Origin of the sequence: Pseudomonas frederiksbergensis, assembly GCF_035751725.1 — a bacterium.
GTDB classification, from domain to species: domain Bacteria; phylum Pseudomonadota; class Gammaproteobacteria; order Pseudomonadales; family Pseudomonadaceae; genus Aquipseudomonas; species Aquipseudomonas frederiksbergensis_A.
In genome coordinates this window covers 3,554,846-3,570,153 of sequence record NZ_CP142104.1, presented here as the reverse complement: position 1 = coordinate 3,570,153, position 15,308 = coordinate 3,554,846, and the positions used below count along the sequence as shown (strand labels likewise).

General features: G+C 62.7%; 15 protein-coding genes. 10 read left to right on the top strand and 5 right to left on the bottom strand.

Going from position 1 to position 15,308, the window contains the following annotated elements:
* Positions 1–95 precede the first annotated feature (95 nt).
* The gene (locus VQ575_RS15740) at positions 96–980 is read left to right on the top strand and encodes a LysR family transcriptional regulator (RefSeq protein WP_198724742.1); all 885 of its coding nucleotides are present in this window, start codon (positions 96–98) and stop codon (positions 978–980) included.
* Positions 981–982: 2 nt separating this feature from the next.
* Here VQ575_RS15740 and VQ575_RS15735 read toward each other — a convergent pair whose 3' ends face one another.
* Positions 983–1,429, bottom strand: a complete 447-nt coding sequence (locus VQ575_RS15735) for a thioredoxin family protein (RefSeq protein ID WP_325917905.1) — start codon at positions 1,427–1,429, stop codon at positions 983–985.
* Between the two features lie 351 nt (positions 1,430–1,780).
* On the opposite strand from VQ575_RS15735, the gene VQ575_RS15730 reads away from it, so the two are divergent.
* The 8 genes from VQ575_RS15730 (at position 1,781) to VQ575_RS15695 (ending at position 8,271) form a co-directional block, all read left to right on the top strand.
* Positions 1,781–2,629 carry a transporter substrate-binding domain-containing protein gene (locus tag VQ575_RS15730; protein ID WP_039589480.1) on the top strand — a complete coding sequence of 283 codons (849 nt, stop codon included), beginning with the start codon at positions 1,781–1,783 and terminating at the stop codon, positions 2,627–2,629.
* A gap of 54 nt (positions 2,630–2,683) precedes the next feature.
* On the top strand, positions 2,684–3,346 hold the full coding sequence (locus VQ575_RS15725; protein WP_325917904.1) for an amino acid ABC transporter permease: 663 nt from the start codon (positions 2,684–2,686) through the stop codon (positions 3,344–3,346).
* Positions 3,347–3,355: 9 nt separating this feature from the next.
* Positions 3,356–4,018: an amino acid ABC transporter permease gene (locus VQ575_RS15720; protein WP_198724747.1), complete on the top strand. Its 663-nt coding sequence runs from the start codon at positions 3,356–3,358 to the stop codon at positions 4,016–4,018.
* The gene (locus tag VQ575_RS15715) at positions 4,015–4,803 is read left to right on the top strand and encodes an amino acid ABC transporter ATP-binding protein (RefSeq protein WP_198724749.1); all 789 of its coding nucleotides are present in this window, start codon (positions 4,015–4,017) and stop codon (positions 4,801–4,803) included. The genes VQ575_RS15720 and VQ575_RS15715 overlap by 4 nt, the downstream gene beginning before the upstream one ends.
* Before the next feature lie 25 nt (positions 4,804–4,828).
* A complete protein-coding gene (locus tag VQ575_RS15710) occupies positions 4,829–5,215 on the top strand; it encodes a RidA family protein (RefSeq protein WP_045156176.1) in 387 nt (128 codons plus the stop codon).
* A 74-nt stretch (positions 5,216–5,289) separates the two neighbouring features.
* Positions 5,290–6,054 carry an IclR family transcriptional regulator gene (locus VQ575_RS15705; RefSeq protein ID WP_045156177.1) on the top strand — a complete coding sequence of 255 codons (765 nt, stop codon included), beginning with the start codon at positions 5,290–5,292 and terminating at the stop codon, positions 6,052–6,054.
* Positions 6,055–6,084: 30 nt separating this feature from the next.
* Positions 6,085–7,302 carry an amino acid deaminase gene (locus VQ575_RS15700; RefSeq protein WP_325917903.1) on the top strand — a complete coding sequence of 406 codons (1,218 nt, stop codon included), beginning with the start codon at positions 6,085–6,087 and terminating at the stop codon, positions 7,300–7,302.
* Between the two features lie 54 nt (positions 7,303–7,356).
* A complete protein-coding gene (locus VQ575_RS15695; protein ID WP_325917902.1) occupies positions 7,357–8,271 on the top strand; it encodes a sugar kinase in 915 nt (304 codons plus the stop codon).
* Between the two features lie 55 nt (positions 8,272–8,326).
* Here VQ575_RS15695 and VQ575_RS15690 read toward each other — a convergent pair whose 3' ends face one another.
* Both VQ575_RS15690 and VQ575_RS15685 read right to left on the bottom strand, forming a co-directional pair.
* Entirely contained in the window at positions 8,327–8,602 is a 276-nt protein-coding gene (locus tag VQ575_RS15690; RefSeq protein WP_019690952.1) for a peptidylprolyl isomerase, read from the bottom strand.
* A 48-nt stretch (positions 8,603–8,650) separates the two neighbouring features.
* Complete coding sequence (locus VQ575_RS15685) at positions 8,651–11,188, bottom strand: PAS domain-containing protein (RefSeq protein ID WP_325917900.1); 2,538 nt, start codon at positions 11,186–11,188, stop codon at positions 8,651–8,653.
* Between the two features lie 132 nt (positions 11,189–11,320).
* Here VQ575_RS15685 and VQ575_RS15680 point away from each other — a divergent pair, with 132 nt between their 5' ends.
* A complete protein-coding gene (locus tag VQ575_RS15680; protein ID WP_039590036.1) occupies positions 11,321–12,436 on the top strand; it encodes a PilT/PilU family type 4a pilus ATPase in 1,116 nt (371 codons plus the stop codon).
* A gap of 38 nt (positions 12,437–12,474) precedes the next feature.
* Here VQ575_RS15680 and VQ575_RS15675 read toward each other — a convergent pair whose 3' ends face one another.
* Positions 12,475–14,430, bottom strand: coding sequence for an acetoacetate--CoA ligase (locus VQ575_RS15675; protein WP_039589502.1), 1,956 nt, complete (start codon positions 14,428–14,430; stop codon positions 12,475–12,477).
* 100 nt (positions 14,431–14,530) lie between these two features.
* Positions 14,531–15,307, bottom strand: coding sequence for a 3-hydroxybutyrate dehydrogenase (gene hbdH, locus VQ575_RS15670; protein ID WP_039589503.1), 777 nt, complete (start codon positions 15,305–15,307; stop codon positions 14,531–14,533).
* Position 15,308 lies beyond the last annotated feature (1 nt).

The following is a 15,308-nucleotide window of genomic DNA, read 5'->3' as shown; positions in this document are numbered from 1 at the left end:
GGCAGGACTCGTTGGCGTGGGAGTTGAGGCGACTCTACTCAGTCCGCGTTAACCCATGGTTCAATGTGTCGTTATCAATCATTAAGTTGAACTGAATGATTAGTCTTGAAGACCTGCGCATGTCCGTCACCTTGGCGCGTTCCGAATCCTTGAGCGCCGCTGCCAGGCACTTGAATGTCTCGCCGCCTGCGCTGTCCATGCGCCTGCGCAAGCTGGAAGCGGTGCTTGGCCTGACCCTGGCCAGCCGTGATGCGCGGCGCCTGAGCCTGACCGCCGATGGCGAGCGCTTTGCCCGCCAGAGCGCGCTGCTGCTGGAGCAACTCGAAGCGCTCCCGGAATCGTTCAAGCAGCAAAATGATCAATTGGTCGGCACGCTCCGGCTCGCCGCGCCGTTCGGTTATGGGCGGCAACGCATCGCGCCGTTATTGGCCCGTTTTGCCCGATTGCACCCCCAGTTGTGCTTGCAACTGGACCTGCGGGAAACGCCTTGGCCTGACCGGCACGACAGTGACGCGGTGATCCACATCGGCAACCTCAACGACAGCTCGTGGGTCGCCCGGCCTTTGACCCCGAATGATCGATGGCTCTGCGCAAGCCCCGCCTACCTTCAACAGCACGGCGCGCCTGCGTCACCCGAGCAACTTGCCGGGCATCGCTGCATTTGCATCCGGGAAAACGACGAGGATGTGACGCTGTGGCACCTCCGCCAAGGGCAGGAGCGCAAGACGCTGCGCATCAAACCGGCGATGTTGAGCAATGATGGAAGCGTGGCCCGGCGGTGGGCGGAAGAGGGGCTCGGACTGGTGTTGCGTTCGCAATGGGACGTCAGCCAATCCTTGGCCGAGGGGCGTTTGGTCCGAGTGCTTGCAGACTGGCGCTTCGACAGCGCGCCTATCAACGTGCTGGTGCCCTCGAAAAAACTGCGCAGTGCGCGCGTGCAGGCACTACTGAGCTTTTTGGAAACAGCGCTCAAAACCTGACGCTACCGAGGCGTCGCCCTTAGCCGCAAAAGCGCCGGCGCCCGGCGGACGGTGCATAAGGTTCTGAGTCGCTGGCGCAGCCAGCACACATCGTGACGGCGCGGTGTCGGCAAGCGCCTGGGCTTGGTCCGGCCAACCAGCTCGGTGAAGGTCTGGACGAACGAAGCCGGGTCACCGATGCCCTTGAGCTTGCGGCGCAGTTTCCCGTCTTTGTAGAACAACACGGTTGGCGTGCCGGTGACTTCCGGGTGCTGGGGCGATTGATCGGTGCTGAGTTTGTAGATCACGGCCCGAGTCTCGAAGGCCTCGGCGACCTTGCAGAACAGCGGATCGGCCATCCCGCAGGCGTAGCAATGCGGATGGCCGAAATAGAAGACCACCGGACGCCAGGTCTTGAGTGCCTTGCGGTAGTCCTTTTGAGTACTGACGTGGGTGATGAGCGAGCTCATGGCGGCTTCCCTGTTTCGAGACGTGCCCTAGACCATAAGCAACCCGGCCGGGCGTCGCTACTGTCAGGGTTGACAGGTTGGCGGCGCCATTTTGGTGCGCTGGGGTGTATGGCGCACTCGATGTGCTTTGCGCTGGGGCCTTGCTACCCGGTAGCCGTAGCCAACGGTAGCAACCGCAAACGCACGGTGATCCGCACCCGCATCGGCAGTTTCACTATCTACCTGATTTCGTTGACGTTCCATTTTCCCCTCCACCGCATCGAAAGGCTGTGGCACACTTTCTGCTGTCTATTCCGTTGTTACATACCATGTTCCGGTATAGCGGAATAAACTCACCCTGGAGTGCTTGCCATGCAATGCCGACCTTCCTTGTTCAAAGCGTGTGTTTTTCTCTTCGCGGCCACGACGGCTGCCATGGGTGTCGCCCAAGCGGCCGACAGCAAGCTGGACAGCGTGCTGCAACGCGGAAAATTGATCGTGGGCACGGGCAGTACCAATGCGCCGTGGCACTTCCAGGGAGCGGATGGCAAGTTGCAGGGCTTTGATATCGATATCGCGCGGATGGTCGCCAAGGGCCTGTTCAACGACCCGGAGAAAGTCGAGTTCGTGGTGCAGTCGTCCGATGCGCGGATTCCCAACCTGCTGACCGACAAGGTCGACATGAGCTGCCAGTTCATCACCGTCACTGCCAGTCGCGCCCAGCAGGTGGCGTTTACCTTGCCGTACTACCGCGAAGGCGTGGGCCTGCTGTTGCCGGCCAACAGCAAGTACAAGGAAATCGAAGACCTCAAGGCCGCAGATGATGACGTCACCGTGGCCGTGCTGCAGAACGTCTACGCCGAAGAACTCGTGCACCAGGCGCTGCCCAAGGCCAAGGTCGATCAGTACGACAGCGTCGACCTGATGTACCAGGCCGTGAACTCCGGCCGCGCCGATGCCGCCGCCACCGACCAGTCCTCGGTCAAATACCTGATGGTGCAGAATCCGGGACGCTACCGCAGCCCGGCCTACGCCTGGAGCCCGCAAACCTACGCCTGTGCGGTCAAGCGCGGCGACCAGGACTGGCTGAACTTCGTCAACACCACCCTGCATGAAGCCATGACCGGCGTGGAATTCCCGACCTATGCGGCGTCGTTCAAGCAGTGGTTCGGCGTCGACCTGCCGTCGCCGGCGATTGGTTTCCCTGTTGAGTTCAAATGACCCCGTGAGCCCGGGGCGCCCATTGTGGGCGCTCCGTCGAAGGTGCTGCCGACCATGAATTATCAGTTGAACTTTGCCGCCGTCTGGCGCGATTTCGACACGCTGCTGGCGGGGCTGGGCCTGGGGCTTTCCCTGGCGCTGGTATCGATCGCCATCGGGTGCGTGATCGGCCTGGCGATGGCGTTCGCGCTGCTCAGCAAACATCGCATGCTGCGGGTGCTGGCGTCGGTGTATGTCACGGTGATCCGCAATACGCCGATCCTGGTGCTGATCCTGTTGATCTACTTCGCCTTGCCAAGCCTGGGCATTCGCCTGGACAAGCTGCCGTCGTTCGTCATTACGCTGTCGCTGTACGCCGGGGCCTACCTGACCGAAGTGTTTCGCGGCGGACTGTTGAGCATCCACAAGGGGCAGCGGGAAGCAGGGTTGGCCATCGGCCTGGGCGAGTGGCAGGTGAAGGCGTACGTCACCGTGCCGGTGATGCTGCGCAACGTGTTGCCGGCCTTGTCGAACAACTTCATCTCGCTGTTCAAGGACACCTCCTTGGCGGCGGCCATTGCCGTGCCGGAGCTGACCTACTACGCCCGCAAGATCAACGTGGAGAGCTACCGGGTGATCGAAACCTGGCTGGTGACCACGGCCCTGTATGTCGCGGCCTGTTACCTCATTGCCATGCTGCTGCGGTATTTCGAGCAGCGCCTGGCGATCCGCCGTTAGGAGTTTCCCATGTACGAATCCCCCAGTTGGCTACATGAGTTATGGGTCGCCCGGGACACCTTGTGGAACGGCTTCCTGACCAGCGTGCAATGTTCGGTGCTGGCGATTGTGCTGGGCACCTTGATCGGTGTTGTCGCCGGATTGGCCCTGACATACGGGCGAGTCTGGATGCGCGCGCCGTTTCGTTTCTATGTCGACCTGATTCGCGGAACACCGGTGTTCGTGCTGGTGCTGGCCTGCTTCTACATGGCCCCGGCCCTGGGCTGGAAGATCGGTGCGTTCCAGGCCGGGGTGCTGGGCCTTACGCTGTTCTGCGGCTCCCACGTGGCCGAGATCGTGCGCGGTGCCTTGCAGGCGTTGCCCCGTGGGCAGATGGAGGCGAGCCAGGCCATCGGCCTGACGTTCTACCAGGCGCTGGGCTACGTGCTGTTGCCCCAGGCGCTGCGGCAGATCCTGCCAACCTGGGTCAATTCCTCCACCGAAATCGTCAAGGCCTCGACCTTGCTGTCGGTGATCGGCGTCGCCGAGCTGCTGCTCAGCACACAGCAGATCATCGCCCGGAATTTCATGACCCTGGAGTTCTACCTGTTCGCCGGGTTTCTCTTTTTCATCATCAACTACGCCATCGAGTTGCTCGGGCGGCGCATTGAAAAGCGGGTGGCCTTGCCATGACTGACGTTCCCCTCAACAACGCCCAACCGCTGCTGGACATTCGCGGCCTGCGCAAACAATACGGTCCGCTGGAAGTGCTCAAGGGCGTGGACCTGAGCATGCAGCGCGGCAATGTGGTCACGCTGATCGGTTCCAGTGGCTCGGGCAAGACCACGCTGCTGCGTTGCGTGAACATGCTGGAAGAATTCCAGGGCGGCCAGATCGTGCTCGACGGCGAGTCCATCGGTTATGACGAGGTGGACGGCAAGCGTGTGCGTCACCCCGAGAAAGTCATCGCCCGGCACCGGGCAATGACCGGCATGGCGTTCCAGCAATTCAATCTGTTCCCGCACCTGAGCGCGTTGCAGAACGTCACCTTGGGCCTGCTCAAGGTGAAAAAACTGCCGAAGGACGAAGCCGTCGCCCTGGCCGAAAAATGGCTGGAGCGGGTTGGCCTGCTGGAACGGCGCAATCACTTTCCCGGTCAGTTGTCCGGCGGTCAGCAGCAGCGCGTGGCGATTGCCCGGGCGATTGCGATGAACCCGAGCCTGATGCTGTTTGACGAAGTGACGTCTGCGCTCGATCCGGAGCTGGTCGGCGAGGTTTTGAATGTGATCAAGGGCCTGGCCGAAGATGGCATGACCATGCTGCTGGTGACCCATGAGATGCGCTTCGCCTTCGAGGTCTCGGACAAGATTGTCTTTATGAACCAAGGCCGTATCGAAGAGCAGGGACCGCCGAAGGAACTGTTCGAGCGACCGCAGTCGCCGCGCCTGGCGGAATTCCTCAAGAACACCCGTTTTTAATTTTATATTCAACAAGGAGAGACCCATGAGCATTACGCGCTACGGCACCGGCAGCACCGCAGGTGGCGGGCAGCCACGACCCTTCGCCCGCGCCGTGGAGGCCGATGGCTGGCTGCACGTGTCCGGCCAGGTGCCGGCAGTGAACGGCGAAATCATCGTTGGTGGCATCGTCGAACAGACCCACCAGACCATGAAGAACCTGATCGCCATTCTCGAAGAAGCCGGTTATGGCCTGGAAGACGTCGTGCGCTGCGGTGTCTGGCTGGAAGACCCTCGGGACTTCTGGAGTTTCAACAAGGTCTTCGGCGAATATTTCAGCCCGGAACACGCCCCGGCCCGGGCGTGTGTGCAGGCGAGCATGATGGTCGATTGCAAGGTCGAGATCGATTGTGTGGCCTACAAGAAGAAGTGATCCCCCGCCACAAGGAGCTGTGACCAGTTTGCAGTCTGGGTACACTCGCGGCCAATTGAATGGGAACCAAAGACATGACCGAAGACACCATCAAACGCCGGGCCCGGGGATTGGATCGGGCGTTCGATATTCTCGATTTCCTCAAGGAAATCGGCCAGCCGCTGCGCCCGAACGATATCGCCAGCGGCATCGGCAGCCCCAAGTCCACGGTCTATGAACTGGTGGCGTCGCTGCTGGAGCGGCGCATCCTGGAGCCGGTGGGCAAGGACGGCCACGTGTACCTGGGTCGCCAGTTGTATTTCCTCGGCCAGGCGCACTTGCGGCATTTCGACCTGAGTCGCGAGGCTGACCAGGCCTTGCAGGACATCGTGCGCCAGACCCGGGAAACGGCGCAGATGTGCCTGCTCAACGGGCGCAAATACACGGTCGCGCTGATGAAGGAAGGCGAGCGGCACTTCCGCATTTCCTCGGACATCGGTGAAAACGCGCCGATTCCCTGGACCGCGTCCGGGCGCCTGCTGCTGGCGCATTTGAGCGACCAGCAAATCGTCGACCTGATAGACCCTGACGACTTCATCCTGCCGGACGGCGAGCGCCTGCCCCTGGAGCAATTTCTCAAGGAAATCCGCCAGGCCGGTCTCGACGGGTTTTTCTCGTTCGACAGCGTCGCCGACACCTTCACCCACTGCTTTGCGGCACCGGTCAAAGACCCCAGCGGCGTAGCCATCGCGACGCTGTGCATCGTCGCCCCCAGAGCGGACGCCAAGAACAATTACGCCGACTACCGCCGGGTGCTGATCGAAAGCGCCAACAACCTGGCCCGGCGCATCAACGAATAGAACAGCCGCGGCTGTTTGAGGAGTTCGAACATGTCTTCTGCCATTGAAAACACGGGCGTCGAGAAGGGCGCCGCTGCCGTGGGCGCTCATTTGCTGCGGGACGTCAGCCTGCCTGCGTTGGTGCTGCATCGCGAGGCGCTGGAACACAACATCCGCTGGATGCAGAAATTCGTCAGTGACAGCGGTGCCGAGCTGGCGCCCCACGGCAAGACCAGCATGACCCCGGCGCTGTTCCGTCGCCAGGTCGACGCCGGCGCCTGGGGCCTGACCCTCGCCACGGCGGTACAGACCCGTGCCGCGTACGCCCATGGCGTGCGGCGGGTGCTGATGGCCAACCAACTGGTCGGCACACCCAACATGGCGCTGATCGCCGATCTGCTGGCCGACCCGGCGTTTGAGTTCCATTGCATGGTCGATCATCCGGACAATGTCGCTGACCTGGGCGCCTATTTCGCCTCTCGTGGCGTGCGGCTCAACGTGATGATCGAGTACGGCGTCGCCGGCGGTCGTTGCGGTTGCCGGACCGAAGCCGAGGTATTGGCGCTGGCCGAGGCCATCGGCGCACAACCGGCGCTCGCCTTGACCGGCATCGAGGGCTACGAAGGGGTGATTCACGGCGACCACGCCATCAGTGGAATTCGTCAATTCGCCGCATCCCTGGTGGGGCTGGCGATGCAGTTGCAGGACAGCGGCGCGTTTGCGATCGCCAAGCCAATCATCACTGCCTCGGGTTCGGCCTGGTACGACCTGATCGCCGAATCCTTCGAAGCTCGCAATGCCCAGGGACGTTTCCTCAGCGTGCTGCGCCCCGGCAGTTACGTGGCCCATGACCATGGCATCTACAAGGACGCCCAGTGCTGCGTGCTGGAACGCCGTAGCGACCTGCACGAAGGCCTGCGCCCGGCCCTGGAAGTCTGGGCCCACGTGCAATCGCTGCCGGAGCCGGGCTTCGCGGTGATCGCCCTGGGCAAGCGCGACGTCGCCTACGACGCCGGGTTGCCGGTGCCACTCAAGCGCTACAAGCCGGGATCGGATTCGGTGGCGGGCGATGACGTCAGCAGTTGCAAGGTGACGGCGGTGATGGACCAGCATGCGTTCATGACCGTGGCGCCGGGGGTTGAGTTGCGGGTGGGCGACATCATTGCGTTTGGGACTTCCCACCCGTGCCTGACGTTCGACAAGTGGCGGGTGGGGTGTCTGGTGGATGAGCAGTTGCGGGTGGTTGAAAGCATGGAAACCTGTTTCTAAGGCTTGGGACCGGGTTGAGCCCTTCGCGAACACTGCTGAATATCAGGATTACCCATGAGCAACACTAAACCCCGCATCGCCCTGATCGGCGAATGCATGATCGAATTGCAACACCGCGCCGACGGCAGCCTGCTGCAAAGCTTCGGCGGAGATACCCTGAACACGGCGGTGTACCTGTCCCGCGCCTTGGGCGACAAGGGCATGGTGGATTACGTCACCGCCCTGGGCGACGACTCTTTCAGCGATGCCATGTGCCGCAGTTGGGCTGAAGAAAACATAGGCCTGGACAGGGTCCAGCGTTTGCCTGGGCGCCTGCCGGGTCTGTATTGCATCCAGACCGATGCGGCCGGTGAGCGGCGCTTCCTGTACTGGCGCAACGAGGCTGCGGTACGCGAGTGCTTCACCACGCCGGCCGCCGCGCCGATCCTCGCCGCGTTGCCGGATTACGAAGTGCTGTATTTCAGCGGCATCACCCTGGCGGTGATTGGCGAGCAGGGTCGGCGCAGACTCATCGAGACCTTGATCGAGGCGCGGCGACGGGGTGCCCAAGTGGTGTTCGACAACAACTACCGGCCACGGCTCTGGGCTTCGGTCGAGGCGGCCCGGACGGCCTATCGCAGCGTGTTGCCCTACGTCGAGCTGGCGTTGCTGACGGTAGATGACGAACAGGCGCTGTTCGGCCATGCCGACAGTGACGCCGTGTTCGCGGCCTATGGGCAACTCGGTACGCCGGAGGTGGTGCTCAAGCGCGGTGCCGAGGCCTGCCTGATTCGTTGTGATGGGCAGTTCTATGAGGTGCCGGCCCAACGGGTCGAGCGCGTGGTGGATACGACTGCGGCGGGGGACTCGTTCAGCGCCGCCTACCTGGCGAGCCGCTTGTTGGGCGGTAGCCCGGCGGAGGCGGCCGAGGCCGGGCATTGGCTGGCGAGTCAGGTGATCCAGGTGCCGGGGGCGTTGATACCCAGGTAATCATCGGATGGCTGTGCGAGAGGGCAAGCTCCCTCGCACAGGGGCCATCATCGCTTCAATCCCGGTAAAACACCTGCACCAGGTGATACCCGAACTTGCTCTTGATCGGCCCGTGCACCACCCGCAGCGGTTTCTTGAAAATCACCGCGTCGATGGCGCCAACCATTTGCCCTGGCCGCACTTCGCCCAGGTCGCCGCCGCGCTTGCCGGAGGGGCAGGTGGAGTATTTCTTTGCCAATACGTCGAATGCTTCGCCCTTGGCGATGCGTTGCTTGAGCTGTTCGGCTTCTTCGGCGGTTTTCACCAGGATATGGCGGGCTTGGGCTTTCATTGCGGCACAGACCTGAACGGGGCGAAAGGGCGGCGATTATGCCTCAAGTCAGTGGTCATGGTTGATCATCGTCCGAATCTTGTTCGCCAGCAGGTCCAGGGTGAAAGGCTTCGCGACCATGTCCATGCCCCGGTCCAGGAATCCTTGGCGTTCGGTGGCTTTCTGCGCATAGCCGGTCATGAACAGCACCTTCAAATCGGGCCGGTGCTGACGGGCGATTTCCGCCAATTGCCGGCCATTCATGCCCGGCAGGCCGACATCAGTCACCAGCAGGTCGATGCGTCGCTCGGACTCCAGTAGAACCAGGGCCTGCTTGGCGTCCTCGGCTTCGAGGGCGGTGTAGCCCAAGGTGGCGAGCAGGTCCAGTACCAGCATGCGCACAGCCGGTTCGTCTTCCACCAGCAACACGGTTTCCCCGGCGATGGCTGCCGGTGCATCGGTGACCGAGGGTTCCGTGTCCTGTTCAGCCGGCGCGACATGCAGGCGCGGCAGGTACAGCTGCACCCGCGTGCCTTGGCCCGGGACGCTGTCCAGGCTCAGGTGACCGCCGGATTGCTGCGCGAAGCCGTAGATCATCGACAACCCGAGGCCGGTGCCCTGGCCGATGGGCTTGGTGGTGAAGAACGGGTCGAAGGCTTTTGCCAACACGGCAGGGGTCATGCCGCTGCCGTTGTCGCGCACCGCGATCATCACGTAGTCGCCAGCCTTGACTGGCTCCAGCGTGCTGATGTCGCTGCCGTCGAGGTAGACGTTGGCGGTTTCGATGGTCAAATCGCCGCCGTCGGGCATCGCGTCCCGGGCATTGATGACCAGATTGAGCAGGGCGTTTTCCAATTGGCTGGCATCGGTACTGACCGGCCACAACTCGCCGGCCAGTTGCAGTCGCAACACAATGTGATCGCCAGTGGTGCGGCTCAGCAGGTCTTCGAGCGAATGCACCAGTGTGTTGGCGTCCAACGGCTTGCGGTCCAGCGACTGGCGTCGGGAGAAAGCCAGCAGGCGGTGGGTCAGGGCGGCGGCGCGATTGGCCGAGGAAATGGCAGCCTCGGTAAAGCGGCCGATTTCGGCGGCGCGACCCGAGGCGATGTAGCGCTGCATCAGGTCCAGGCTGCCGAGGATGCCGGTGAGCATGTTGTTGAAGTCGTGGGCGATACCGCCGGTGAGCTGGCCCACGGCTTCCATTTTTTGCGCATGGCGCAGCGCCTCTTCGGCGCGTTCGCGTTCGAACATTTCGCTTTGCAGGCGGTGGTTGGCTTCGGCGAGCTGTTGGGTGCGGGCGATCACCCGTTCTTCCAGGGTTTCGTTGAGGTGGCGCAGGGCTTCCTCGGTTTTCTTGCGTTCGGTCTCGTCGATCACAAAAATGTAGAAGCCGTTCACCGACCCGTCACCGCTACGACGTGGCAGGTAGTTGATCAACGCATGGCGCGGCCGGCCGTCGCGGTGGGCGGACTCCACGGTGAAGCTGCACGGTTTGCCCGCCAGGGCGCCGGCGATCTGTTCGGCTCGGGCGGCGTAGGCCTCGTCGCCGATGACTTCGCGGATGGTCTTGCCATAGAGCTCTTGCGGGGTCAGCCCGTACCAAGCCAGGTAGGCACTGTTGTTCAGCCGGAAGCGTTCCTCGCGATCAACGTAGCTGATCAGCACCGGCATGGCATTGATGATCAACTGCAGCTCGGTCTGGCTCTGGCGCAGGGCCTGTTCGGTGCGTTTGCGTTCGGTCAGGTCCAACGCCGCCCCGAGAAAGCGTTTGGGCCGGCCATGGCGATCCTTGTAGCAGCGCCCGCGCACGAACACCCAGCGCAACTCGCCGTTGGGCTGCAGCAGCCGGTACTCCTCTGCGTATTCGGTGCCATGGGTGATGCAATGCTTGATGCTGCGCGCGACCATCGCCCGATCTTCCGGATGGACGCCTTCGAGATAGGCGCTGATGGGCAACTGGCGCGACAGGTTCGGGTCGACGCCATGGAGCAAGGCAAAATGCGCGTCGGCGATGAAGCGATCCTCGCTGATGTCCCAATCCCAGGTGCCCAGCGCATCGGTGGCCGCCAGGGCCAGTTGCAGGCGTTCTTCGCTTTCCTGCTGGGCCTTGAGGCTGGCCTCGGAGCGCCGTTCGAATTCCTGGGCCAGGCGTCGCCGCTCGCCGGTCTCGATGGCCGTGACCAGGACACCGGCCACGCTGCCGCTTTCGTCGTGCACCGGGCTGTAGGTCAGGTCCAGCCAGACATCACAGAGGCGGCCCCCAAAGGGCATGCGCCATTGTTGGTCGCGGCAGGTGCGCGTCCGACCTTGCAACACGCTGCGATAGATCCCTTCGGTTTCGCCGCGAAGTTCGGGCCAGGCGGCGTGGGTGGGCTGGCCAAACACCCTGGGGTGCTTGTCGCCGACCAACCGGGCATAAGCGTCGTTGTACAAGTGGACCAGCTGTGGCCCCCACAGCACGGCCATCGGCATCGGCGAATGGACCACGATGTCCACGGCGGTGCGCAGGCTCTGGGGCCATGTCTCTTTGATGCCCAGCGGGCTGGAGGTCCAGTCCAGACGGGCGATCAACTGCTGTGTGTCGCTGCTGGCAGGTACTGCATTCATCACGGGAATCCCTGGATGTCATGTCGATGCTGCGGCTTCAACTATCCTTTGAAGAAGGTAAGCGCGGGTTGATCTGAAGTTTTCTGGCTCGGGTCAGCGTGTCCATTGAAGTTTTCGGAAGTTTTTATGGCCATGGAAATTGATCCTTTATTACGAATCCTGGCAAGCCAGGACGGCTCCGACCTCTACATGTCCACCGGCGCACCGCCCTGCGCGCGTTTCGAAGGTGTGCTCAAGCCGCTGAGCAACCAGGCGTTCAAGGTCGGCGATATCGCCGGGCTTGCCGAGTCATTGATGGACGCCGAACAGCGCCTTGAGTTCGATCGGGAACTGGAAATGAACCTGGCGATTTCCTTGGCGGGGGTCGGACGGTTCCGCGTCAACATCTTCAAGCAGCGCAATGACGTGTCGATGGTCATACGCAACGTCAAGCTGGATATTCCACGCTTCGAAGACCTGAAGTTACCGAAGGTGCTGCTGGAAACCATCATGCACAAGCAAGGGCTGATGCTGTTCGTCGGCGCCACGGGCTCGGGCAAATCGACGTCCCTGGCGGCGCTGATCGATTACCGAAACCGCAACAGCAGCGGCCACATCATCACCATCGAAGACCCGGTGGAATATATTCACCGGCACAAGAAATCCATCGTCAACCAGCGAGAGGTCGGCGTGGATACCCGCAGTTTCCATGCTGCCCTCAAGAACACTTTGCGCCAGGCGCCTGACGTGGTGCTGATCGGTGAAATCCGCGACCGCGAGACCATGGAACACGCGTTGGCCTTCGCTGACACCGGCCACTTGGTGATTTCCACCTTGCATGCCCACAACGCCAACCAGGCCCTGGACCGGGTGATCAATTTTTTCCCGGAAGAACGCCGGCCGCAACTGCTGCAGGATCTGGGCAACAACCTCAAGGCGTTCGTCTCCCAGCGCCTGGTGCGCACCCGCGCCGGCCAGCGGCGGGCGGCGGTGGAAGTGATGCTTGGCTCGCCCACGGTGGCCGACCTGATCCGGCGCAACGAGCTGGGCGAGCTCAAGGGCATTATGGAAAAGTCCGAAGAACTGGGGATGCAGACGTTCGACCAGGCATTGTTCAATCTGGTGGTGGAAGGTGCGATCGACGAAGAAGAAGCGCTGAAAAACGCGGACTCGGCGAACAATTTACGCTTGCGGCTGAAGTTGCATGCGGAGTCGGGCGCGGCGCCACCGGCTGAGCCGGCGGCGGGGGAGTGGGGGCTTATGGATTGATCGTCGGGCGCCCCTCGCCACAAAGTTGCAAGGTGCGCTCAGCTCGCAAGCTCTACCCGTCCGCGAAACTGTTCCAACGCCTCGGGGTTAGCCAGCGCATCGGTGTTCTTCACCGGCTCGCCGTGCACCACGTTGCGTACAGCCAGCTCCACGACCTTGCCGCTGATGGTCCGCGGAATATCGCTCACCGCGAGGATCTTCGCCGGCACGTGGCGTGGCGTCGTGTTGGCACGGATGACCTGGCGGATCTTCTGTTCCAAGGCGTCGTCCAGCGCCACGCCTTCACGCAGGCGCACGAACAGCACCACCCTCACGTCATTCAGCCATTGCTGGCCGATGGCGACGCTGTCCAGGACCTCTTCGACTTTTTCCACCTGTCGATAGATTTCTGCCGTGCCGATGCGCACGCCACCGGGGTTGAGCACCGCGTCGGAGCGTCCGTGAATCAGGAAGCCGCCGTGGGGCAGCTCTTCGGCATAGTCGCCCTGGGCCCAGACGCCCGGGAACTGGCTGAAGTAGGAGGCGCGAAGTTTTTCCTGGTGCGGATCATTCCACAGTCCGATGGGCATCGCTGGAAAATGCCGGGTGCAGACCAGCTCGCCCTTTTCACCCACCACCGCTTCGCCGGCAGGGTTCCAGACCTGCACCGCCATGCCCAGGCTCTTGCCCTGCATTTCGCCGCGACGCACGGGAGCCAGCGGATTGCCGTTGACGAAGCACGACACGATGTCGGTGCCGCCGGACATCGAGGCCAGGCACACGTCGGCCTTGAAGTCGCGGTAGACATAATCGTAACTGTGGGGTGCCAGGGCTGAGCCGGTGGACAGGATGGTCCTCAGGCTGCCCAGGTCGTGGGTCTGGCGTGGCTTGATGCCTTGGCTTTCCAGGGCGGCTAGGTATTTGGGGCTGGTGCCGAACACGCTGATGCCTTGTCGGTCGATCAGGTCGAGCAGGCGCTCCGGGCCGGGGTGGAACGGCGAGCCGTCATACAGCACCACCGCGCTGCCCACGGCCAGCGCCGACACCAGCCAATTCCACATCATCCAGCCGCAGGTGGTGTAGTAGAACAGCCGGTCTTCGGGGCCCAGGTCCACGTGCAAACCGTGTTCCTTGGCGTGTTGCAGCAGCACGCCACCGGTGCCGTGGACGATGCACTTCGGCACGCCGGTGGTGCCGCTGGAATACAGGATGTACAGCGGATGATCGAACGGAACGGGGCTGAACACCGGCTCGCCGCCGCGTTGGTAAAAACCGTCCCACAGCGCTACGCGGGCCGGGGTCTTGAAATCCTCGGCGCGCGCATCGGGTTGGGCGTAGGGCAGCACGATCAACTGCTGCAATGATGGAAGCCGTTCGAGGATTTCGTTGACCTTGGGCCGCTGGTCGATGGTTTTCCCGGCATAGCGATAACCGGCGCAGGTGATCAAGACCTTGGGCTCGATCTGGCCGAACCGGTCGATCACCCCTTGAGTGCCGAAGTCCGGCGACGAGCATGACCAGATGGCGCCCAGGCTGGTGGTGGCGAGCATGCCCACCAGCGTTTGCCAGGTGTTTGGCATGCAGGCGGCGACCCGATCGCCCCGGGTCACGCCGGCGGCTTGCAGGCTCTTTTGCAGGCCGGCGACATGGGCGGCGAGATCCGCCCAGGTGAGCTTTTCTTCAGCGCCAATCTCGTCGACTGCAACCACCGCCACGGCGTTATCGCGGCGGCGCAACAAGTGTTCGGCAAAATTCAGCGTTGCCCCTGGAAACCAGCGGGCACTGGGCATTTGCGTGCCCTCTGCCAGCACCTCGGTGGGCGCCTGGTGAAAGTGGATTCCAGAGAAGTCGACGATGGCCTGCCAGAAGGCTTCGCGCTGCTCGATGCTCCAGGCGTGCAGGGCGGGGTAACCGTTCAGGCGCAGTGAATGCCGTTGGTTGATGAATCGGCGGAAGGCGTCCATTCGCGACTGGGCGATGCGTTCAGGGCTGGGTTGCCAGAGAATGTCGGACATGGTTTGCCTCTTGTTTTGGGGCTTACAAATAGTTCAGCACAAGGCGCTGGATGTGGCGAGGGAGCAAGCTCCCTCTCCACAAAAGCTCGGGATCGCGGCGTTATTGAGCCAACCACCCCCCATCAATATTCCACGCCGCGCCCCGCACCTGGCTCCCGGCTTCGCTGCACAGGAACAGCACCAGTTCCCCCAGTTGCGGCGGGGTGACGAAATCCAGGGAGGGTTGTTTCTCGGCCAGCAAATCATGTTGGGCCTGTTGCGGGTCCACGCCGGTGGCGATGCGGTCGTCGATCTGCTTCTGCACCAGCGGCGTCAGCACCCAGCCCGGGCAGATGGCGTTGCAGGTCACGTTGCTGGTGGCGGTTTCCAGGCCGACCACCTTGGTCAGGCCAATGACTCCATGCTTGGCCGCGACGTACGCCGCCTTGCCCACCGAACCGACCTGGCCATGCACCGAAGCGATATTGACGATCCGCCCCCAGCCTTTGGCGCGCATGCCCGGCAGGCTCAGGCGAGTGGCGTGGAACACCGAGGACAGGTTGATGGCGATGATCGAATCCCAGCGCTCCACCGGAAAATCCTCCACGGCGGCTACGTGCTGGATCCCGGCGTTGTTCACCAGGATATCGACCCCGCCGAATTCGCGCTCGGCGTAGGCGAGCATGTCGGCGATCTGCGCCGGGTCGCTGACATCGGCCGGATGATGGCCGACTTTGATGCCGTGTTGCGCGACTTCGGCGACCACCGCCGACGCATCGCCAAAGCCGTTGAGGATCAGGTTGGCGCCGGCCTTGGCCAGGCTCAGGGCGATGCCCAGGCCGATGCCGCTGGTGGAGCCGGTGACCAGGGCAGTCTTGCCCGAAAGAGTGGTTGTCATG

Excerpts from the sequence above, each read along its gene's own strand:
- VQ575_RS15740 (WP_198724742.1), top strand. The coding sequence starts at position 96 with ATGATTAGTCTTGAAGACCTGCGCATGTCCGTCACCTTGGCGCGTTCC.
- VQ575_RS15735 (WP_325917905.1), bottom strand. The coding sequence starts at position 1,429 with ATGAGCTCGCTCATCACCCACGTCAGTACTCAAAAGGACTACCGCAAG.
- VQ575_RS15730 (WP_039589480.1), top strand. The coding sequence starts at position 1,781 with ATGCAATGCCGACCTTCCTTGTTCAAAGCGTGTGTTTTTCTCTTCGCG.
- VQ575_RS15725 (WP_325917904.1), top strand. The coding sequence starts at position 2,684 with ATGAATTATCAGTTGAACTTTGCCGCCGTCTGGCGCGATTTCGACACG.
- VQ575_RS15720 (WP_198724747.1), top strand. The coding sequence starts at position 3,356 with ATGTACGAATCCCCCAGTTGGCTACATGAGTTATGGGTCGCCCGGGAC.
- VQ575_RS15715 (WP_198724749.1), top strand. The coding sequence starts at position 4,015 with ATGACTGACGTTCCCCTCAACAACGCCCAACCGCTGCTGGACATTCGC.
- VQ575_RS15710 (WP_045156176.1), top strand. The coding sequence starts at position 4,829 with ATGAGCATTACGCGCTACGGCACCGGCAGCACCGCAGGTGGCGGGCAG.
- VQ575_RS15705 (WP_045156177.1), top strand. The coding sequence starts at position 5,290 with ATGACCGAAGACACCATCAAACGCCGGGCCCGGGGATTGGATCGGGCG.
- VQ575_RS15700 (WP_325917903.1), top strand. The coding sequence starts at position 6,085 with ATGTCTTCTGCCATTGAAAACACGGGCGTCGAGAAGGGCGCCGCTGCC.
- VQ575_RS15695 (WP_325917902.1), top strand. The coding sequence starts at position 7,357 with ATGAGCAACACTAAACCCCGCATCGCCCTGATCGGCGAATGCATGATC.
- VQ575_RS15690 (WP_019690952.1), bottom strand. The coding sequence starts at position 8,602 with ATGAAAGCCCAAGCCCGCCATATCCTGGTGAAAACCGCCGAAGAAGCC.
- VQ575_RS15685 (WP_325917900.1), bottom strand. The coding sequence starts at position 11,188 with ATGAATGCAGTACCTGCCAGCAGCGACACACAGCAGTTGATCGCCCGT.
- VQ575_RS15680 (WP_039590036.1), top strand. The coding sequence starts at position 11,321 with ATGGAAATTGATCCTTTATTACGAATCCTGGCAAGCCAGGACGGCTCC.
- VQ575_RS15675 (WP_039589502.1), bottom strand. The coding sequence starts at position 14,430 with ATGTCCGACATTCTCTGGCAACCCAGCCCTGAACGCATCGCCCAGTCG.
- hbdH (WP_039589503.1), bottom strand. The coding sequence starts at position 15,307 with ATGACAACCACTCTTTCGGGCAAGACTGCCCTGGTCACCGGCTCCACC.